At 45.1% G+C, this 21035-nt stretch carries 20 protein-coding genes; 4 read left to right on the top strand and 16 right to left on the bottom strand.

What is annotated here, in order from left to right:
* Positions 1–85 precede the first annotated feature (85 nt).
* The 6 genes from BSZ04_RS11420 to BSZ04_RS11400 form a co-directional block, all read right to left on the bottom strand.
* Complete coding sequence (locus BSZ04_RS11420; protein WP_088880423.1) at positions 86–859, bottom strand: TatD family hydrolase; 774 nt, start codon at positions 857–859, stop codon at positions 86–88.
* A complete protein-coding gene (locus tag BSZ04_RS24950; RefSeq protein ID WP_010450027.1) occupies positions 846–1013 on the bottom strand; it encodes a DUF5363 family protein in 168 nt (55 codons plus the stop codon). Before BSZ04_RS24950 ends, BSZ04_RS11420 begins: the two co-directional genes overlap by 14 nt.
* 122 nt (positions 1014–1135) lie before the next feature.
* On the bottom strand, positions 1136–2725 hold the full coding sequence (gene prfC / locus BSZ04_RS11415; RefSeq protein ID WP_010450029.1) for a peptide chain release factor 3: 1590 nt from the start codon (positions 2723–2725) through the stop codon (positions 1136–1138).
* A 120-nt stretch (positions 2726–2845) separates the two neighbouring features.
* Complete coding sequence (locus BSZ04_RS11410; RefSeq protein WP_088880422.1) at positions 2846–3919, bottom strand: GGDEF domain-containing protein; 1074 nt, start codon at positions 3917–3919, stop codon at positions 2846–2848.
* Between the two features lie 171 nt (positions 3920–4090).
* Positions 4091–4546 carry a ribosomal protein S18-alanine N-acetyltransferase gene (rimI, locus tag BSZ04_RS11405; RefSeq protein WP_088880421.1) on the bottom strand — a complete coding sequence of 152 codons (456 nt, stop codon included), beginning with the start codon at positions 4544–4546 and terminating at the stop codon, positions 4091–4093.
* 12 nt (positions 4547–4558) lie between these two features.
* Entirely contained in the window at positions 4559–4957 is a 399-nt protein-coding gene (locus BSZ04_RS11400) for a DNA polymerase III subunit psi (protein WP_010450035.1), read from the bottom strand.
* 63 nt (positions 4958–5020) lie between these two features.
* Here BSZ04_RS11400 and BSZ04_RS11395 point away from each other — a divergent pair, with 63 nt between their 5' ends.
* Positions 5021–5473 (top strand): hypothetical protein, encoded by a 453-nt coding sequence (locus BSZ04_RS11395; RefSeq protein ID WP_010450037.1) that lies wholly within the window; start codon positions 5021–5023, stop codon positions 5471–5473.
* A gap of 72 nt (positions 5474–5545) precedes the next feature.
* On the opposite strand, the gene BSZ04_RS11390 is transcribed toward BSZ04_RS11395, so the two are convergent.
* The gene (locus BSZ04_RS11390; RefSeq protein WP_010450039.1) at positions 5546–6049 is read right to left on the bottom strand and encodes a GNAT family N-acetyltransferase; all 504 of its coding nucleotides are present in this window, start codon (positions 6047–6049) and stop codon (positions 5546–5548) included.
* On the bottom strand, positions 6033–6560 hold the full coding sequence (gene ubiT, locus BSZ04_RS11385; protein ID WP_010450041.1) for a ubiquinone anaerobic biosynthesis accessory factor UbiT: 528 nt from the start codon (positions 6558–6560) through the stop codon (positions 6033–6035). The genes BSZ04_RS11390 and ubiT overlap by 17 nt, the downstream gene beginning before the upstream one ends.
* A 266-nt stretch (positions 6561–6826) precedes the next feature.
* On the opposite strand from ubiT, the gene BSZ04_RS11380 reads away from it, so the two are divergent.
* The 3 genes from BSZ04_RS11380 (at position 6827) to BSZ04_RS11370 (ending at position 10925) form a co-directional block, all read left to right on the top strand.
* Positions 6827–8863, top strand: a complete 2037-nt coding sequence (locus BSZ04_RS11380) for a sensor domain-containing protein (protein WP_010450043.1) — start codon at positions 6827–6829, stop codon at positions 8861–8863.
* A 149-nt stretch (positions 8864–9012) separates the two neighbouring features.
* Complete coding sequence (gene ubiU / locus BSZ04_RS11375; RefSeq protein ID WP_010450044.1) at positions 9013–10026, top strand: ubiquinone anaerobic biosynthesis protein UbiU; 1014 nt, start codon at positions 9013–9015, stop codon at positions 10024–10026.
* A gap of 20 nt (positions 10027–10046) precedes the next feature.
* Positions 10047–10925: a U32 family peptidase gene (locus tag BSZ04_RS11370; protein ID WP_010450046.1), complete on the top strand. Its 879-nt coding sequence runs from the start codon at positions 10047–10049 to the stop codon at positions 10923–10925.
* 70 nt (positions 10926–10995) lie between these two features.
* Here the strand turns inward: BSZ04_RS11370 and vmrA are convergent, their stop codons facing one another.
* The 8 genes from vmrA to infB all read right to left on the bottom strand — a co-directional run bounded on the left by vmrA (position 10996) and on the right by infB (position 21030).
* The gene (vmrA, locus tag BSZ04_RS11365; protein ID WP_088880420.1) at positions 10996–12342 is read right to left on the bottom strand and encodes a sodium-coupled multidrug efflux MATE transporter VmrA; all 1347 of its coding nucleotides are present in this window, start codon (positions 12340–12342) and stop codon (positions 10996–10998) included.
* A gap of 57 nt (positions 12343–12399) precedes the next feature.
* Positions 12400–12813 (bottom strand): MarR family winged helix-turn-helix transcriptional regulator, encoded by a 414-nt coding sequence (locus tag BSZ04_RS11360; RefSeq protein WP_088880419.1) that lies wholly within the window; start codon positions 12811–12813, stop codon positions 12400–12402.
* A gap of 98 nt (positions 12814–12911) precedes the next feature.
* The gene (gene nlpI / locus BSZ04_RS11355; protein WP_038883862.1) at positions 12912–13829 is read right to left on the bottom strand and encodes a lipoprotein NlpI; all 918 of its coding nucleotides are present in this window, start codon (positions 13827–13829) and stop codon (positions 12912–12914) included.
* A 180-nt stretch (positions 13830–14009) separates the two neighbouring features.
* A complete protein-coding gene (pnp, locus tag BSZ04_RS11350) occupies positions 14010–16142 on the bottom strand; it encodes a polyribonucleotide nucleotidyltransferase (protein ID WP_071235325.1) in 2133 nt (710 codons plus the stop codon).
* A gap of 322 nt (positions 16143–16464) precedes the next feature.
* Positions 16465–16734, bottom strand: a complete 270-nt coding sequence (rpsO, locus tag BSZ04_RS11345) for a 30S ribosomal protein S15 (protein ID WP_010450057.1) — start codon at positions 16732–16734, stop codon at positions 16465–16467.
* A gap of 150 nt (positions 16735–16884) precedes the next feature.
* Entirely contained in the window at positions 16885–17829 is a 945-nt protein-coding gene (truB, locus tag BSZ04_RS11340; RefSeq protein WP_010450060.1) for a tRNA pseudouridine(55) synthase TruB, read from the bottom strand.
* A complete protein-coding gene (gene rbfA / locus BSZ04_RS11335; protein WP_005449148.1) occupies positions 17829–18236 on the bottom strand; it encodes a 30S ribosome-binding factor RbfA in 408 nt (135 codons plus the stop codon). The genes truB and rbfA overlap by 1 nt, the downstream gene beginning before the upstream one ends.
* 109 nt (positions 18237–18345) lie before the next feature.
* On the bottom strand, positions 18346–21030 hold the full coding sequence (infB, locus tag BSZ04_RS11330; protein ID WP_071235324.1) for a translation initiation factor IF-2: 2685 nt from the start codon (positions 21028–21030) through the stop codon (positions 18346–18348).
* Between the last annotated feature and the right edge of the window lie 5 nt (positions 21031–21035).

Raw genomic sequence — 21035 nt, 5'->3', positions numbered from 1 at the left:
GATTCATCATTGATTCACCTGCGTTTGTGAGTTATCTCACAATAAGAAGGGAAACGTTTTCTATTCTGAACAGCATCTTTAGATTTTATTCACATATGGAGAAGGCTGAATTGCTATTTTTCCATAGACTTTCAGCAATCGATTGCTTTTCTCTGTTATGCAACTCTGAGAGTTGATTCAATATATGAATGAGTTTGGCAGGGTGATTCGGCTCGCCCTGATAGCCAAGTATAGGCATATCCGGAGCGTCCGTTTCTAAAACAAGATATTCAAGTGATAATCTTTGAATCGCGTCGCGTGTTTTATTCGCTCTTGGGTAGGTAATAGAGCCGCCAACACCGATAAAAAAACCTAATCGAACCCATTCCATTGCTTGCTGATAACTGCCAGAAAACGCGTGCAATACGCCACCTTTAGGAAGCTTAGCCGCTTTAACCATTTGGATAAGTCGATTGTGCGCTTTACGGCTGTGTAGAATCACCGGCAAATCAAATCGCCTGGCGAGTTCAAATTGCAACTCCAGTGCACGTTCTTGCAATTCAACCGGCACTTCGATGGCGAAGTCGAGACCGCACTCCCCTATCGCAACACATTGTCGACTAGACGAAAAAAGTAATGATTCCAGTTCCGGAACAAACTGCTCAAAACCTTGTTGTAGAAAATAAGGATGGAAGCCAAGCGCGTAATAAAGATGGGGGTATTGATTGGCCAGCGCTTGAATATGAGTCCAATTACTCGGCCCAACAGAAGGAATCAAGATGCGCTCAACGCCTTGCTCGCGAGCGAGATCGACTTGGTGAGCAAAATCCTCTTGAAAGACATCGAAGTCAAAGTGGCAATGAGTATCAAACAGTTTCATTATTTGGCTTCTTTTGCTCTTCTTTATTGGAAGAAGAGTTTTCGTGAACAGGGTCCTGTTTATACGGCACGCAACTGCGTTTTTGATCAGGCGTCAGCCCCATCTCTTTACACCAATCATCGTAGCGTTTGAGTCCTTTTTTAAACCAGTTCATTGCCCCCCCTTTTTTAGCCCATAGAGTTCTTTCTGCGCCAAATAAAAAAACCGCCGTTAGCTAAGTGTATAGCTAACGGCGGCTTATAATCTAGTACGCGATGTAAAGCGCGTTAGATTCGATTAGTGCTCACGAGTCGCACGGAAATCGATATCAGGGAAACGCTCTTGCGCTAGGTTTAGGTTAACCATGGTTGGTGCGATGTACGTTAGGTTATCGCCACCGTCCAATGCAAGGTTCGTTTGGTTCTTACGCTGGAACTCATCCAGTTTCTTCGCATCACCACACTCAACCCAACGTGCTGTTGCTACGTTAACACCTTCGTAGATAGCTTCAACGTTGTATTCTGACTTCAAACGAGCCACAACCACGTCAAACTGAAGCACACCAACGGCACCAACGATCAGGTCGTTGTTTTGCAGTGGACGGAATACCTGTACCGCACCTTCTTCAGACAGCTGAACCAGACCTTTTAGAAGCTGCTTCTGCTTCAATGGATCTTTTAGACGAATACGACGGAACAGTTCTGGTGCGAAGTTTGGAATACCAGAGAATTTCAGCGCTTCACCTTGGGTAAAAGTATCACCGATTTGGATCGTACCATGGTTGTGTAGACCAATGATGTCACCGGCGTAAGCATGTTCTGCACGAGAACGGTCACCCGCCATGAACGTTACCGCATCAGAGATACTTACTTGCTTGCCAAGACGAACGTGGTTCATCTTCATGCCTTGCGTGTAAGTACCCGATACGATACGCATGAAGGCGATACGGTCACGGTGCTTTGGATCCATGTTTGCTTGGATCTTAAATACGAAACCAGAGAATTTGTCTTCTGTCGCTTCAACATCACGCTCAACCGCTTGACGTGTTTTCGGTGCAGGTGCCCACTCCGTTAGACCGTCTAGCATGTGGTCAACACCAAAGTTACCCAGTGCCGTACCAAAGTAAACTGGCGTTAGTTCGCCGGTCAGGAATAGCTCTAGATCAAACTCAGGACATGCGCCCATGACTAGTTCAAGCTCTTCACGCACACTTGCTGCTAGGCTCTCACCGACTTTCTCATCAAGCTCAGGGTTGTCCAGACCTTTGATGATGCGCACTTCTTGGATTTCGTGACCATGACCAGACTCGTACAGAATAGTCTCGTCACGGTGAATGTGGTAAACACCTTTAAACTCTTTACCACAGCCAATTGGCCAGGTAATTGGCGCACACATCATGCCAAGTTCGTTCTCTACTTCATCCAATACTTCCATTGGATCACGAACATCACGGTCAAGTTTGTTCATGAAGGTTACGATTGGCGTATCACGCAGACGCGTTACTTCCATCAGCTTACGAGTACGATCCTCGACACCTTTCGCCGCATCGATAACCATCAGACACGAGTCAACCGCCGTTAGAGTACGGTAGGTATCTTCTGAGAAGTCTTCGTGTCCAGGAGTATCAAGTAGGTTTACCAGACAATCATTGTAAGGGAACTGCATTACAGAAGTAGTAACCGAGATACCACGTTCCTTTTCCATTTCCATCCAGTCTGATTTTGCGTGCTGCGCGTTACCACGACCTTTAACCGTACCTGCTTTTTGGATCGCGTTTCCGAATAACAGTACTTTTTCAGTGATGGTGGTTTTACCCGCATCCGGGTGAGAAATAATAGCGAACGTTCTGCGCTTAGAAACTTCGCCTAGAAAAGGTGTATTTGACATGAAACTGATCTTCTTTGATGTCTGGTAGCTTGTTTGAAATTTAAACAAGCCTTATTCGATTCAATATTGCGCGGTATTCTCGCTTATTATTGCTTTAGGGGCAACTTTCCTCTGACGAGTTCAGAGAGATGTCGGCTGATTGACCTTATCCTTCCATGCTAACTCACCTAGCGGCGCGACTCTGTTGGCAGATATGACTACCTGATCTCTTCCATTTTGCTTCGCATCATACAATGCAATGTCTGCACGCTTTACCCACATATCCGGAGTATCTTCAGCAATCAAACACTCTGACATACCCACACTAAGAGAGACCTGAGCATGACGTGGATAATGTTTCGTCCTTACTTTCTCGCAGATGCTATTCATCATAATGTGAGCACTTTGCATAGAAAGCCCTTCAAACAACAGTAAAAACTCATCTCCCCCCAATCGGAATAACAGATCATACTCGCGGGAGTTTTGATTTAGGATTTTGACAACCTCTGTAATCACTTCATCTCCAACGTCATGCCCATAAAGGTCATTGACTTGCTTAAAGTGATCAATATCGATAACCGCGATTGTTGACGCTTTCTGATTCTTTTTCTCATCAAGCGCACGATATAGAAATGCCTCTAACTGACTCCGATTCAGCGCTCCAGTCATCGAATCTCGTGTCGAGAGGTATTTTAGGCTGTTTTGTAGCTCTACTATTTTGTGTACCGCAACATGCGCAACAACCGTGCAGCAAATCAACGCAATGATGAATCGTAGTATGATGCTCAATTCGAGCTGCTGCCAAGTGGCGACCATGCAACCTACAATCATAAAAATATTGGTCACGAGTGCATCTTTCGTCGGGATAATAAACACCAGCGCTACGATCACAGGGAAAACCCAATAAGTGGCAATGACACCAAAAGTAGACACACTTAAGACAATAGATAACCAGAGCAAAAATAAAGGGATGCGGTGACCAATTACTCCCACACCCAGCATAAATAGGCACGCCAACTCAACCACAAAGCTGAGCTGAAAGCTCAATAGAACAACCCCGAGTAAGGTTTCACCAATGATAAGGTTTTTTACTCCTAGGGGAATAAATGTCGCTAATGTCACGAGCATCAAAACCTTGAGCACCACTTCACGACTAGTCTCATCAAACAACTGAGCCACAGGAGTATCGAGTTTTCTAGGATACGACTTAGTCAACGCTCCCTCCCTACACTTTATAGATCGTGTTTCATATAATTTATAAATCTATAACTATGTTGAGGATAATGCGAACAAAAGTAGTGATAGAGAGTAAATATGTGTGAGGACGGTTTATAAAAGCCTTGGATGAACCAAGGCTTTAGAATCAGGTGGGACAAATGCCAGCTTTTAGTTGAAGAAGATATAGCTCATGATTATTGCGTCTTCCTTACCATTACCAGTTTTCGCTGGGTAATAGTTATAGCGACGATCCACTTCATTAAAACCCACTTGCTCATAAATATGGATTGCCGGGTGGTTACTTTCACGTACCTCCAGCCAAGCACTTTCTGCTTTGGCTTGCTCGCAGTGTTCGATAAACGCATCCAGCAATTTTTGTCCTAACCCTTTGCCTTGGTGAGATGGCGAAACGGCAATGTTCAGTAGCGTCACCTCTCCAACAATATTCTGCCCATAGAAGTAGCCAACCACTTGAGAACCTTCAAGCATGACATGGTGACAAGCACCACGGCTCGTTAAATCTCGAACCAATGACTCAGCCCAAGGATGAGAATGGGCTTGTTGTTCAATTTGCCAGACTTGGTCAAGGTGCTCAGCACCCATCGGCGTAATTTCAATTGTCACGCGTTAGCTCCGTTAAGAGTACGAACAGATTTGTTGCCACAATGCGCGGCGTTGTTCGTTGTTGCCATCAATATCTTGTAATAGCGGTGAAGTCAGTTGCTTGGCATTGATGCTCACATCAGCCTCACAACCCGCAAACCATACCCACTCTAGCTGATGTTCACCTAAAGAAGATAAGCCTTCTGGCTCAATGTGCATTGCGTCATTGAGTGTGAGCTTAATACTCTTCAATACACGCTCAAACATCAAAGCGGTCTCATTTTTTGGACACATTGGCGATACCAATAAGAGTTTACATGAACTTTGCAAATCTAATAATGGCGCTTGATAGCCTTCTAGCCTTTCTGGATGACTCAGCTCCCATGTGCTGATCCCCATCTCGTGTAAATACTGTTTCTCGTTAATTGACATCTTTTGTCACCTATTTGAACGAGGCAATCCTATCAAAATTTCGCATTTAAAGTCAGAGGTGTTATGAAGCTTTTCCAGTCACTCGCAATCACATTACTTATCGCCACCACCAGCTTCACTACTTTTGCTAAGGATAACAATGATGGTTGGGAGCTTATCGCCGAAAAGACCGTAAACTTCCAAACCGAAACCGACACCGTTGAACCCAATGGTCTGTTTAAAAACCGTCAGTTCAGCAAAATTAAAATCAAATGTACTCAAGGCACCATGAGTATTAAAAACATGAAAGTCACCATGACCGATGGCAGCGAGAAAAAGTTGAAAACCATGGTCGGTACACTAACGAAAGGTATGTCGACTCGCGCTTGGACACTGCCAGGTTCAGAAGACGCTAAATTCAAACGTCTAGATATGGAATACAAGAGCTGGGGCAACATGACTCTCAATGCTGCAGGCATGAGCAAAAAAGCCAAAATAGAGGTTTGGGGTAAAAAGCGCGTTCAAGAACAGGATTAATCTACTCTTCCTACCTACTTATTAAAACAAAGCCCGCTTTTTATAGCAGGCTTTGTCGTTGAATAGTAGCGATTATAGCTCAGAGAACTCTGGAGAATAATCGATGCGACCAGAACGTCCATCACATTGACCTTCTACCAGCTCAGCTACGCGAAATGCACCTTGTGGTACTTCCCACGCACAATCGAAGCCCATCTCTTCGCTAGCTGTAAAGCCTTGACGCCCGTAGTAAGCAGGATCACCCAACACCACACACACTGGGTAACCAAAATCACGCAGTGAATCAAAGCCTTCTTTGATCAACTCGGCTGCAATGCCTTGGCGACGGTAATCTTCATGCACAGCCAAAGGCGCCAGACCTTGCCACGACAAATCTTCACCATTCAACGTCACTGGGCTAAACAGCGCGTGACCAACCACTTCACCTTCATCGGTGCATGCCACCAAAGATAACGTGAGCTTGCCGTTTTCACGCAAACGCATCACTAAATTAGCCTCTGCATCCGTTGGGAAGGCGTGTTTCAATAAACGGTCAATAGTGAGAATGTCCGCTGGGGCTTCAGTTCGAATAAGCATTCGCTACTCCAGTTTCTTGTTCTGGTTCTTGAACCCCTTTCTGAACAAAGTCAGCCAATTGGTTCAGTGCCACTTGCATCGCTTTTGGCAGCTGCTCTAAGTCAACACTATCCATCAGGTTCTTAACTTCTAAGCCAAGTTCAGTATCGCCCTCAATAGACAGACGACGTTGGAAGAACAGTGTATCAGGGTCTTCTTTGCGGCCAGCAATCAGGACTAGGTCGTTAAGGTTGCCGCTAAAACTCACATCTTCCTGAACTGGTTTCTCTGCCACCAGCAATTTTTCATCTTGATAGCTGATGTACCATGCTAAGTTCAAGTCTTTAATCGCAACTTTCAGCCACTTATCTTCAAGGAACTCAAAATCGCCATCTTCTAGAGCTTCTTTGAATACCATTTTCAAACCTTCTAATAAGGCTTTTTTCTGAACAGTTTGTGGCAATAACTGGACTGGAGATCGCAAAATTGATGCTGCGTTCTTTACTAGTTGACTGCGAATCTTGTTTAACACGCTAATTATCCGTTACTTTGTCATGAGAATGCTTATATTAAGCGATAGAGTAATACCTATACCTGTTATGCATCAATAAAAATTGTTTGTTTGCTTCATAAGCAGTTTTCATGGCGAAGCCATCTTTTTTTGAACTTACGTAGAGATTTGAAGCACTCACATTGATAAACCCTTTAATAACGGGATATTCAAAGTTATAGTTATCAAAACAGCGTTTTTATTACACGGAAGAATAATCAGGCTCTTTGGAGATCGGTAACCCCATAATGCCTTCGCAGCACCTAAAACATTGGTTTGTAAAGCTCACCTCAAATAGTCCTTTTTTCTTTGCCATCTTAGATAACGAATATCGTTATCGAATGGTAAGTGAGCGCTATTGCGATATTACAGGTTTAGAGCACGATGATGTTGTCGGTCTTACCGACGAACAAGTATTGGGTGAACAGTTTTATCATAAACTTCAGCCATACTATCAGCGTGCTTTTAGCGGAGAGCACATTGAGGCAGAAATTACGCTCGATGAAACTGACTTAGAAACTAGCCTTCATTTCAGTATTTCTCCAATTATTGAAGACAAACAAACTCGATTTGTTGTTTTTCATGCCATCGATACCTCTGAAAAACAAATCCTTGTTCGCTCTCTTGAAGAGTCCGAAACAAAATTTAGTAAGCTGACTCAGTTATTACCCGACGGCTTATTACTGGTTGAAGATGACATCATCATCTCTGCAAACCCTGCCTCAGCACGATTGCTTGGCTTGAACTCACCACATGAATTACTTGGCGAAGAGCTCTCTAGGCTGTTTATCGATGAGAACAGTAAGAAAGTATTCAGTCATAAACTCAGTTCATTATTATCGGAAAAGCCGTTTATTTGCCTGACCAGTGCTCGCTGTGGCTTTGAACGTAAAGTTCAACTTAATGCTGATGTCACCGCTATTCTTGGTAGTGAATCTCAAATCATCTTGATTCAAGATGCGGATGACACACCAAAAAATTTATCGAATAGTACTGAAGACGCACATATCGATTCACTGACTAAGCTTTATAACCGATTTGGCTTTACCAAGCGTTTAGAGCAGTTAATCAGAAGCCAAACACCACTCTTGGTCTTCTATCTTGATATCGACAACTTCAAAAACATCAATGACTCACTTGGTCATCATATTGGCGATAAAGTCATCCAAGAAGTTTCAGCCCGACTAAAACGTTTATTACCTAACCAAGCTATCATTGGCCACTTAGGTGGTGACGAGTTTGGCATCATCCTTCCTGAGCCTGAAAACTCAAGAATGGCGGAGATTATCTCTGATCGTATTATTTCCCTGATCAACCAACCTTTCGATCTGCATCACTTTAGTAAACGCCTCGCGTGTTCTATCGGTAGTGTTCGTTACCCAGAAGATGGTCAAGACGCGCGTATTCTGCTGCAAAACGCAGACACCGCTATGTACGAAGCAAAAGATCGCGGCCGTAACCGTCTGATTAAATTCAACGACCAGATGAACAAAGAAGCACGCATGCGTTTGTGGTTAGAGATCGAGCTACAAAAAGCGTTGCAGCAAAACGGTTTGGAAGTATGGTACCAGCCAAAAGTTAACGCGCGTGATTTCAGCATTAACGGCGCAGAAGCACTCGTACGTTGGAAGCACCCAGTCGAAGGCTACATTAGTCCAGGAGCATTTATCCCTGTAGCAGAGCGCGCAGGCTTGATTGAGCACCTTGGTCGTGTGGTAATGCGTGATGTATTTAACACAGTAAAACGCTGGAAACTGCAAGGTATCTTACCAGGCCGTGTGGCCATCAACCTCTCTCCAGAGCAATTTGGTAACCCGCAACTGATCGATTACATGGAGAAGTTACTGCGCACTACCGAACTTGACCCAAGCTGCATTACCTTCGAGCTAACAGAAAGTGCGGTAATGAGCGACAGCGAACACACTTTGCAAATGCTTAATGCGATCAAGAAACTTGGCTTTGCATTGTCTATCGATGACTTCGGTACTGGTTACTCTTCCCTTTCCTACCTAGCCCGCTTCCCTATCGATGAGCTAAAAATCGACCGTGCGTTTATCAACGACATAGACACGCTACCGAAACAAGTCACGGTCATAGAGAACATCATCAACCTAGGTAAGTCACTGGATTTAACCGTAGTAGCGGAAGGCGTAGAAACCCATCAGCAAGCAACACTACTATCGAACCTGCAATGTAACTCGATTCAAGGCTTCCATTTCTACCGCCCTCAACCAAAACACGAAGTTGAAGAGTTGTTTGCGCAAAACCGCCGTCATAAGAACTGATCTCAACTACAGCAAAATCTGAGATTTACCCCTTACTCTCAAGGGGTAAATCTCAACTTTATTGAGCTAAACCTAACTTAGGTCAATTTCGCTATTCATAATTCTTCATAAAATGCGGGCACCTTTTTATTCTCTATGATTGTGAGCATATGGAACTCTTGTGTCCTGCGGGTAACTTGCCTGCGCTAAAAACCGCGATTGATTGCGGTGCAGACGCCGTATACATCGGCTTTAAAGACGATACCAACGCTCGTCACTTTGCTGGCCTGAACTTCAACGGCAAGAAGCTTGAAAAAGCGGTGCAATACGTTCATGACCGCAACAAAAAGATCCACGTTGCGCTAAACACCTTTGCCCATCCAAATGGTTTCGACCGTTGGACAAATGCGGTCGACAATGCAGCGGCACTGGGTGTAGATGCGCTGATCGTGGCTGACATTGCGGTACTTGAGTACGCTGCTCGCAAATACCCAGAGCTAGAACTGCACCTGTCGGTACAGGCTTCAGCAACCAACGTTGCAGCAGTAGACTTCTACAAGCAAAACTTCAACGTCAAACGTGTTGTACTGCCTCGAGTATTGTCTATCCATCAGGTTAAACAGCTTTCACGCAATATCACCAGCGATGTTGAGCTAGAAGTCTTTGCTTTCGGTAGCCTATGCATCATGTCGGAAGGTCGTTGCTACCTATCGTCTTACATGACTGGCGAATCACCAAACACCGTTGGCGCGTGTTCTCCGGCGAAATACGTTCGCTGGCAAGAAACAGAAAATGGTCTGGAATCTCGTCTTAACGATATCCTGATCGATCGCTACAGCGCAGGTGAAAACGCGGGCTACCCGACCTTATGTAAGGGTCGTTTTGAAGCTGAAATCGAAGGCGAGAAAAAACGCTACCACGCACTGGAAGAGCCAACCAGTTTGAACACCCTGTCTATGCTGCCAGAACTGTTTGCTGCGAATGTCGCTTCAGTAAAAATTGAGGGTCGCCAACGCAGCCCTGCGTACGTAGAACAAGTAACGCGCACATGGCGTGCTGCGATTGATCGCTACCAAGCAAACCCAGAAGCTTACCAAGTAGAAGCGGCTTGGGATGCAGCGTTGGCAAACGTGTCTGAAGGTACGCAAACCACACTTGGTGCTTACCACCGTAAATGGCAGTAGAGGTTAAGATGGATAACTCAATGAAATACGCGCTTGGTCCACTGTTGTACTTCTGGCCAAAGCAAGATGTTGAAGCGTTTTACGAACAAGCGAAATCAAGCTCTGCGGACATCATCTACCTTGGTGAAACCGTATGTTCAAAACGTCGTGAAATGAAGCCCGCACATTGGTTCGATATTGCGAAAGACTTGTCTGCATCTGGCAAACAAGTCGTTCTTTCAACGATGGCACTATTAGAAGCACCAAGTGAAGTGAACATCATGAAGAAGTACATCGACAACGGTGACTTCGCGATTGAAGCCAATGACGTGTCTGCAGTTCAACTGGCTTCTGAGCACAAAGTGCCTTTCGTCGTTGGCCCTGCGGTTAACACTTACAATGCGCACACGCTTAACTTGTTCCTAAAACAAGGCATGATCCGCTGGTGTATGCCTGTAGAGCTATCTCGTGAATGGCTCAGTAATACGCTGGTTCAATGTGATGAGCTTGGTATTCGCAATAAGTTTGAAGTAGAAGTATTCAGCCACGGTTATCTACCATTGGCTTACTCGGCACGCTGCTTTACCGCTCGTGCAGAAAACAAAGCTAAAGATGATTGCGAAACTTGCTGTATTAAATACCCAACAGGTATCCAAGTAAGCAGCCAAGAAGGTCAAGAAGTCTTTAACTTAAACGGCATCCAAACTCAGTCAGGTTACTGCTATAACCTGATCAACGATCTACCAAGCATGGAAGGTCTGGTTGATGTGGTTCGCCTAAGCCCACTGGGTCTCAGCACCTTCTCTGAACTGGATCAGTTCCGTTCAAACGAGAAAGGCACCAACCCTGGCAAAATCCAAGACCGCCAATGTAACGGTTACTGGCATCAACTTGCAGGTCTGGAAGTGAAGAACATCTAATCTCTGCTTACGATTTCAAAGCAATAAAAAAGCGAGGCACTGAACTCGCTTTTTTTACATCTTTTCGTCGTTAAGAGACTTGAACACTCGGCTCTGCTGAGCTCTCATTCATTAGCTTCTTAATATCACGCCACAACATTGTCATCACCACTAAACTCAAGGCGATGTTGGACAGTGGGAATGCAATCCAAATACCCGTCACACCCAACAGCTTCGGCATAATGAACAAGAACGGTAATTGAATCACCATATTACCGATGGTCACGAACATGGCTTTACTGCCTTTGTTGACTGATTGGTAGTACGCCGCGGCAACCACTAAGAACCCATCTAAGAACAATGCAAACATATGGAGACGAATACCGACCACCGTCGCATCAATCAGATTCTGGTCAGCATTGTTGAACACCGATACAAACTCGTATGGGAAGATGTTCATCAAAATAACAAACGCAACTCCACCAAGTACAGAAGTGCCCATTGCGACCTTTAACAGCTTACGAATGTTATCTTGGTTGCGCGCGCCATGGTTGTAGCTCACCAAAGGTTGCATACCATTGGCGATGCCTTCCGCGATCAAGTAGTAGACCGTCACGATATAACCCAAGATGGCGTAAGCACCAATCAACAACGCACTACCGTACTGGGCAAACAACGCGTTATGCAGCGCGACCATCATTGAGCCATAAGCGTACATAAAGAAGCTCGACGTGCCAATCATGACAATCTTAGGAATGACATCAAACTGCATCTTCAAATCGCTGAAAGACAAGCGCATGTTGGCTCTGGAAGTAAAGAAGTACCCTACCCCCAAAATCGTCACAACCATCTGCGCCAGAGCGGTAGCAATAGCAGCACCGGTAAGCTCCCAGCCAAGCCAAGCGATAAAAAGGTAGTCGAGTACGATATTGATCACCGCACCGATCACCATCAGGATGGTGGCTAAGTTAGGGCTATCATCATTACGAAGCAAAAATGGCACCGCAATCGAGCCTAGCGAGAACACACACGCCACGCTAAGAATGTGTAGGTATTGCAAGCCTAGCTCGTACACTCGCCCTTCTGCGCCCTGCCAGCGAATAAAGTCATCGGCGAAGAAGAACAAGATTGTCGCTACGAAAGGCATCAAAGCAACTAAAAGCAAAAGGCCGGTTGAAAGAATACGTTTAGCACCTTCACTGTCTTTTTCACCTTGCTTGATAGAGGCCAGTGCCCCCGTACCTACCCCGACCATCATACCGATACCAAGTATCGAGCCAATGATCGGCCAAGCAACGTTGATCCCCGCTAATCCTTCAGCACCGACATAACGACCGATAAAAATGCCATCAACAACTTGGTATAAGCCGTTAACCAACATGGCTGCAACGGTCGGAATTGTGTATTTCCAAAACTGTTTATAGATAGAGTTTTGCATGACTACCACCAATAGTTAGCAAGGCTAACTAAATAGATAAAAGAATAAAATGTATGTTTAGTTTCCGAGCGCTTTATCCAGTAGCGCTTTCAGTTGCTGTACTTCTTGCTTATCAAGTTTACGCATCAGTTGTTCAGAAATATCCTTGTATACCACCTGTTCAAGGGACATTTCTGCTATCACTTCTTCCGTTAGCAAAACGCGCTTTGAACGCGCATCTTCGTTACAAGCGATGCGTCTAACCAATCCCTTTTTCTCCAAACGAACTACCATATTTGAAGCTGAAGGTTTGGTGACTTGCAGCTCTTCAGCCAAGTCAGTAATACGCACACCTTTTGGATGAAGCTGAATCACTCGTAAGTAATCGAACTCATTAAAGCTCAAATGTGAAAGCGGATCTTCCTTGGCATAAACACGCCACGCTTTAGCGCAAAAACGCTCTAAATCAATCAGGCTTTTTTCTAATGCCACTGTAATTTGCCCATTTAGTTAGCAAGGCTAACTATTTTAGTGAAGCAGTCTAATTTGTTCAAGTACAAAAAAGCCGCTCTAGTTGAGCGGCTAAAAAACTATTGTTGCTGAGTACTTTCTGCTTTAATTTTTGCTAAACGTTCTTGCTGTAGCTTTTCGTAAATCTGAGTCAGCTCAACAAATGAATAGCGGTGTTCCACATACTCATAGACATTGAACGAAATCGCTAATTTATATAGCGATATAGCATCTGCTACATCACCCTCTAGTTGATAACGTTTGCCGAGATAGAAATACGTTTCCGTTAAACGCTCTGCTAGGCGGTGATTCTCTCGCGTCCCTTCCATAATAGCTTTCAGTGCTGCGTCATCAGGCACATCTCTCAGCATAATGGCGACTAAAACCCACCCCCACTCTTCGCTAATATCGCGTTGATATCTTTGCTGTAGGTTTGCCTTCGCTAACTCTGGATTTTGCTCTGCTTCAATAATGTATAACCACAATGCTCGAAAAGGATCTTTAGGGTTCTCTTCATAGTGCTTTGTCATATCTTCCATAGCAAGATCAATTCGACCACCATAGTACAAAGCAATCGCACGGTTACGTTCCGCATAAGAGTTCTCTGGCGCAAGCTCTAATGTTGAATCAAATGCTTCATAAGCCGCGTCGAACTCACCTAGCTGAGTAAAGTAAACGCCAAGCAGATTGAATATATCTGGCTGAGCAGGATTTAGCTGTAGTGACTGATTAAAATCAAGGCGAGCGAGATCTCTCAAACCAACGCTATCGTAGTAACTCCCGCGCTCATAATGCATTTTAGCTCGCACTTCATCACTAAGATCTGGTCGTTGTAATAACTGAGATAGCCGTGCGATCTGAACCTCTTGCTGTACGCTAGGCTGCAATGGCACAGCCATCGGTGGATATACCCACTGCTGAGAGGTTTGTTGAGAAGTGCTAGCGCACCCCGTCAATGCAATTGCGATACATAAACTTGCGGTTTGAAACCATTTCACTAATTGATACTCCTGTTTGGACCGCCTTTAACTCACGATGTATTAATGCACTATAGGATATTTCTGCCCATCAAATACAATTAAAAATAGCAAGTTAAAAAAAGGGGAGCGAAAATGCTCCCCTTTTATAGCACGTTTTCAGGCCGTTAATCTAATAAAAGACCAAAGCCCAAATCAGTATTACTCGTCTTTAGCAGCAGGTGCTTCAGCAGCTTCTTCAGCTGGCTTTTCTACCGCTTCTTTCATGCTTAGACGTACACGACCTTGGCGGTCGATTTCAAGAACTTTAACTTGAACTTCTTGACCTTCAGTTAGGTAATCAGACACTTTCTCAACACGCTTTTCAGCAATTTGAGAGATGTGTACTAGACCATCTTTACCAGGAAGAATAGTAACGAATGCACCGAAGTCAGCTAGGCGAGCAACTTTACCTGTGTAGATACGGCCCACTTCAACTTCTGCAGTGATCTCTTCGATACGACGGATTGCTTCTTTCGCAGCTGTACCTTCAGTTGCAGCAATCTTAATTGTACCGTCGTCTTCGATTTCGATAGTTGTACCTGTCTCTTCAGTTAGAGCACGGATAACTGCACCACCTTTACCGATAACGTCTTTGATCTTCTCTGCGCTGATCTTCATTGTGTGAATACGCGGAGCGAACTCAGAGATATCTTCACGAGCACCAGAGATAGCTTCATCCATTACAGATAGGATGTGCTTACGTGCACCTTGCGCTTGGTTAAGAGCAATTTGCATGATCTCTTTAGTGATACCTTCGATCTTGATATCCATCTGAAGTGCAGTGATACCGTCGTTAGTACCTGCTACTTTAAAGTCCATGTCACCTAGGTGGTCTTCGTCACCAAGGATGTCAGAAAGAACAACGAAGTCGTCGCCTTCTTTAACTAGACCCATTGCGATACCCGCAACAGAAGCTTTAATTGGAACACCAGCATCCATAAGTGCTAGAGAAGTACCACATACAGAAGCCATTGAAGAAGAACCGTTAGATTCTGTGATTTCTGATACTACACGTACTGTGTATGGGAACTCATCTACAGATGGCATTACTGCAGCAATACCACGCTTAGCCAGTTTACCGTGGCCGATTTCACGACGCTTAGGAGAACCTACAAAACCCGTTTCGCCTACACAGTATGGAGGGAAGTTGTAGTGTAGTAGGAAGTGATCTTTACGCTCACCTGTTAGCTCGTCGATGATTTGAGCGTCGCGCTGCGTACCTAGTGTCGCAGTTACGATTGCCTGAGTTTCACCACGAGTGAATAGTGAAGAACCGTGAGTACGTGGAAGAACGCCAGTACGTACGTCAAGCGCACGAACCATGTCTTTTTCACGACCATCGATACGTGGGTTACCAGCGATGATGCTGCGACGTACAACTGTCTTCTCTAGATCGTGGAAGATAGTGTGAATTTCTTTCGTGTTTGCTTCTGGATCTTCAGCAAGTAGAACTTCGTTTACTTCACCAGCGATAGCGTGAATACGGTCGTAACGAGCCATCTTCTCAGTGATTTGGTAAGCTTCTACTAGTTTCGCTTCTGCAAGTTCTGCGATCTTGTTTACAAGCGTAGTGTTCTCTTCTGGAGCAACCCAATCCCATGCAGGAGTCGCTACTTCAGCTGCGAATTCGTTGATTGCTGAAATAACTGCTTGTTGTTGATCGTGACCAAATACAACTGCAGAAAGCATCTCTTCTTCTGTTAGGTTGTCTGCTTCAGACTCAACCATAAGAACAGCGCCTTCAGTACCAGCAACAACTAGGTCTAGTTTAGATGTCTCTAGTTCAGTGTTGCTTGGGTTCAGTACTAGTTGACCATCAACGTGACCAACACGTGCTGCGCCGATAGGACCGTTGAACGGAATACCAGAGATAGCAAGAGCAGCAGAAGTACCGATCATTGTTACGATGTCTGGTTGAACGTCAGGGTTCACAGACATAACTGTCGCGATAACTTGAACTTCGTTTTTAAACGCATCTGGGAATAGTGGACGGATTGGACGGTCGATCAGACGAGCCGTTAGCGTTTCACCTTCAGAAGGACGACCTTCACGCTTGAAGAAGCCACCAGGGATTTTACCTGCAGCGTAAGTACGCTCTTGGTAGTTAACCGTTAGAGGGAAGAAGTCTTGACCTTCAACCGCTTCTTTTTTACCAACTACAGAAACGAATACTGCCGTATCGTCCATAGTAACCATTACTGCAGCCGTAGCTTGACGTGCGATAACGCCAGTTTCTAGAGTAACTGTGTGGTTACCGTACTGGAACGTTTTAACAACTGGTTTTTCGAACATTGTTATTCCTTGTTTCCAAGCGTATCGAATGATTTGCTCAGAGAGTATTGATTGATACTCAAGGCATTACGAATCGCGACTAGTAAAAACAAACTGATTAGGTATTCAGTTCACTTTTAATAGTCGCGACCTTTTGGTCGACGTTGTGACTGTAATGCAATGAGCTACTTTGGATATAAAACTCCGATCGTGGAATTTTACCGTGCGTAGTATAACGACTTAAATAGGATTTGGCTAAGCTATAGCAATTAAATTAAGTAGCGGGCAACAAAAAAGGGGCTAAAAGCCCCTTTTTCGACAAACTGTTCTATGCAGCCGCTGATTAGCGACGTAGGCCTAGACGCTTGATTAGATCTTGGTAACGAGAAAGGTTTTTACCTTTCAGGTAGTCAAGAAGCTTACGACGGCGAGAAACCATACGTAGAAGACCACGACGGCTGTGGTGATCGCCTTTGTGCGCTTTGAAGTGACCTTGTAGGTGGTTGATAGAAGCTGTAAGTAGAGCTACTTGAACTTCTGGTGAACCAGTGTCGCCTTCGCCTTGTGCGTATTCTGCAACGATTGCTGCTTTAGTTTCTGCATTCAGAGACATAATTCTCTCCTAATAAGAGTAGGTTTAAAGTTGTAGCAGCCAATCTCTGATTCAGCCACTACGCGAAGCGCGAATTATAGGGAAGTTTCCTTATACGCGCAATATAAAAATACCGGCGATTTCGCCGGTATTTTCAATTCACAGACAAGCTTATGCTTCGTCGCGGAACACCACCAAACGTTTTGGTGCTACTTTTCCATCGTCGTTCACTTCTGCAACACCAATAAAGAGCTTGTCTTCACCGGAGGTCATGCGAATTGGTGTACCTTCCGGAGCACCAAACACTTGGACTGGCATGCCGTGCTGTACTAAGTTAGTCAGCTCAGCGTTGAGATTTACCTCTGGCAAGTCTTCTACTGCGGTATCCATTGGCAACAACAGTGGATCAAGCAACTCTTTAGGCGCTACTTCGTCACGATGCGCTTGCTCTAGCAGCTCATTAAGTTGCTCTAGCGTCACCATTTTTTCGTACGGGTATTTAGCAACACCAGTACGACGAAGCATAGTCACGTGTGCGCCACAACCAAGCATTTCACCTAGGTCATCAACGATAGTACGAATGTAAGTGCCTTTGGAGCAATGCACTTCCATCTCAACTTCGTCACCTTCAAAGCGGTGAAGCACGATCTCATATACCGTGATCTTACGAGATTCACGCGGCACTTCAATGCCTTTACGAGCGTACTCGTAGAGCGGCTTACCTTGGTATTTCAATGCTGAGAACATTGAAGGTACTTGGTCTGATTCACCACGGAACGTATCAATGCACGCTTCTAGCTTCTCTAGATTCACGTCAATAGGACGCGTCTCTACCACTTCGCCATCAGAGTCAGACGTATCGGTACGCTCACCAAGCTTTGCGATTACGCGGTAGCGCTTGTCTGAATCCAACAAGAACTGAGAGAACTTGGTTGCTTCGCCTAAGCAGATTGGCAACATGCCCGTCGCTAGTGGGTCCAATGCACCGGTATGACCCGCTTTCTCAGCAAAGTAGATACGTTTTACTTTTTGCAGTGCATCATTGGAAGAAATACCTGTTGGTTTATCCAACAAGATAACGCCATTAATTGGACGACCTTTACGACGACGAGCCATTACTCTTCCCCTGCCTGATCTTCTTCGCGACCTGAATCTTGCTGTTTACGCTTGTCTTCGCTCACCACTTCAGAAACTAGGTTAGACATACGCATACCTTCTACTAGCGTGTTGTCGTAGTAGAAACGGATTTCAGGAGTCAGACGTAGACGAATACGCTTACCAAGCATCATACGGATGTGCACTTCGTGCTCACGTAGCGCTGCTAAGCATGATTCTGGCGTTTGCTCACCCACGCATAGGAAAGTAACGAACACTTTTGCGTAAGCAAGATCGCGTGATACTTCTACATCAGAAATCGTAACCATGCCTAGGCGAGAGTCACGAACTTCACGTTGAAGGATCATCGCAAGTTCTTTTTGCAGCTGCTGTGATACGCGCTGCGTGCGGCTAAATTCTTTTGACATATTCATTCTCTTAAATAGAAAGAATGGGGGGATGGTCAAGCCAGCCCCCCATGGTGTATTCAACAACCAATTACTATTTGTCTTTCAGACGGTTAGTAATTTTAGTCAATTAGTCTAGAGTACGTTTGATTTCAACGATTTCGAATACTTCGATCTGGTCGCCTACGCGAACGTCGTTGTAGTTCTTAACGCCGATACCACACTCGTAACCATTCTTAACTTCTTGAACGTCATCTTTAAAGCGACGTAGTGACTCTAGTTCACCTTCGTAGATAACAACGTTATCGCGTAGTACGCGGATTGGGTTGCTACGCTTAATCAGACCTTCAGTAACCATACAACCAGCGATTGCGCCCAGTTTCGGTGACTTAAATACGTCACGTACTTCAGCAAGACCAATGATTTCTTGCTTGAATTCTGGAGCAAGCATACCGCCCATTGCTTGTTTAACTTCGTCAATCAATTGGTAAATGATTGAGTAGTAACGTAGATCAACGCTTGCAGCTTCAATCGCACGACGAGCAGATGCATCAGCACGTACGTTAAAGCCAAGGATGATTGCGTTAGAAGCTTCTGCAAGAACTGCATCAGTTTCTGTAATACCACCAACACCAGAACCAACGATGTTTACTTTCACTTCGTCAGTAGACAGTTTCAGTAGTGAGTCAGCAATCGCTTCCACAGAACCTTGTACGTCTGCTTTAAGAACTACGTTTAGCTCAGCAACTTCACCAGCCGTCATGTTAGAGAACATGTTCTCTAGTTTAGATTTCTGCTGACGAGCAAGTTTCACTTCACGGAACTTACCAGCACGGTAGTTCGCTACTTCACGTGCTTTACGCTCGTCACGTACTACTGTTGCTTCATCACCTGAAGAAGGTACGCCTGAAAGACCTAGGATCTCTACAGGGATAGATGGACCAGCTTCTGTGATTTCTTTACCTAGTTCGTCACGCATCGCACGAACGCGGCCGTATTCTTGACCACAAAGAACGATGTCGCCTTTGTTTAGCGTACCAGATTGAACTAGTACTGTTGCTACTGGACCACGACCTTTATCTAGGCGAGATTCAACAACAACACCAGACGCCATACCTTCTGCTACAGCTGTAAGTTCTAGAACTTCAGACTGAAGAAGAATTGCTTCTAGAAGACCGTCGATGTTTGTACCCTGTTTAGCAGAGATGTGAACGAACATGTTCTCACCGCCCCATTCCTCAGGGATTACGTCGTATTGAGCTAGCTCATTCTTAACGTTGTCTGGGTTCGCGTCTTCTTTATCGATCTTGTTCACAGCAACGATTAGTGGAACGCCTGCCGCTTTCGCGTGCTGGATCGCTTCAACTGTTTGTGGCATTACGCCATCGTCTGCTGCAACTACAAGAACAACGATATCTGTCGCTTGAGCACCACGAGCACGCATAGCAGTAAACGCCGCGTGTCCAGGAGTATCAAGGAACGTGATCATGCCGTTGTCAGTTTCAACGTGGTAAGCACCGATGTGCTGTGTGATACCACCCGCTTCGCCTGAAGCAACGTGAGTACGACGGATGTAGTCAAGTGTTGACGTTTTACCGTGGTCAACGTGACCCATGATTGTAACAACTGGAGCGCGTGGTACTGCTTCTGCGTTTGTATCACGATCAGATAGTACTGCTTCTTCCAGTTCGTTCTCTTTACGAAGAACTACCTTGTGACCCATTTCTTCAGCAACAAGTTGTGCTGTTTCTTGGTCGATCACTTGGTTGATAGTCGCCATAGCGCCCATCTTCATCATTACTTTGATAACTTCTGTCGCTTTAACTGACATCTTGTTAGCAAGTTCAGAAAGAACGATTGTCTCACCAATCACTACGTCTTGTTTCGCTACAGTCGCAGACTTGTCGAAACCGTGTTGCATTGAAGTCGGCTTAGCAAGTTTGCCTTTGTTACGGCCTTTGCCACCACGTTGGTTACGACCACCGCGAGATTGCTCTTCTTTCGCTGGCTTCTTCTTCTTACGACGAGCACCACCTTCTTCTTTACGGTCAGCTGCATCTTCAGCTTCACGAGCGTAACGAGAAGTGGTTACATGGTAATCAGAGTTCTCAAGTTCTTTCTTCTTAGACTCTTCTTCAGACCAACGAGCTTCGTTCTCTTCTGCAAGTTTACGAGCTTCTTCAACAAGCTTAGCTGCTTCTTGCTCAGCTTTACGTTGGGCTTCTTCTTCCTGACGACGCTTTAGCTCGTCAGCTTCTTTCTTCGCTTGCGTATTAACATCCGCATTTTTTGCATTCATTTCTTTCTTAGCCTTTTCAGCTTGTGCGCGTTTTGCCTTTTCTTCAGCTTCACGTTTTGCATCCGCTTCACGTTTTGCTTTTTCTTCGGCTTCGCGCTGTGCTTTCTCTGCAGCTTCACGTTTGGCTTGTTCTTCAGCCTCACGCTTCGCAAGCTCTTCAGCTTCACGTTTTGCTGCTTCCTCAGCCTCACGTTTTGCGTCGTCTTCGATAGTGCTGCGCTTCACATATGTGCGCTTCTTACGCACTTCTACTTGAACATCCTTACTTTTGCCGCCACCTGCTGCAACACTTAATGTGCTACGAGTCTTACGTTGAAGCGTCAGTCTAGTAGGTTCAGATTCGCCCGACGTATCGCCGTGCTCTTTCTTCAGGTGAGAGAGAAGCTTCTGCTTCTCCTCATCCGAGACATGGTCAGAACTCGCTTTGTTCATGCCTGCGTCAGCAAGTTGTTCCATTAAGCGGTCGACTGGAGTACCAATCTCTTCACTCAGTGCTTTAACTGTTAATTGTGTCATGCCGC

It is taken from the genome of Vibrio rotiferianus (assembly GCF_002214395.1).
In the GTDB taxonomy this organism is placed as follows: Bacteria; Pseudomonadota; Gammaproteobacteria; order Enterobacterales; family Vibrionaceae; genus Vibrio; species Vibrio rotiferianus.
The sequence above is the reverse complement of the archived record's forward strand: the minus strand, read 5'-3'. Positions and strand labels throughout refer to the sequence as shown.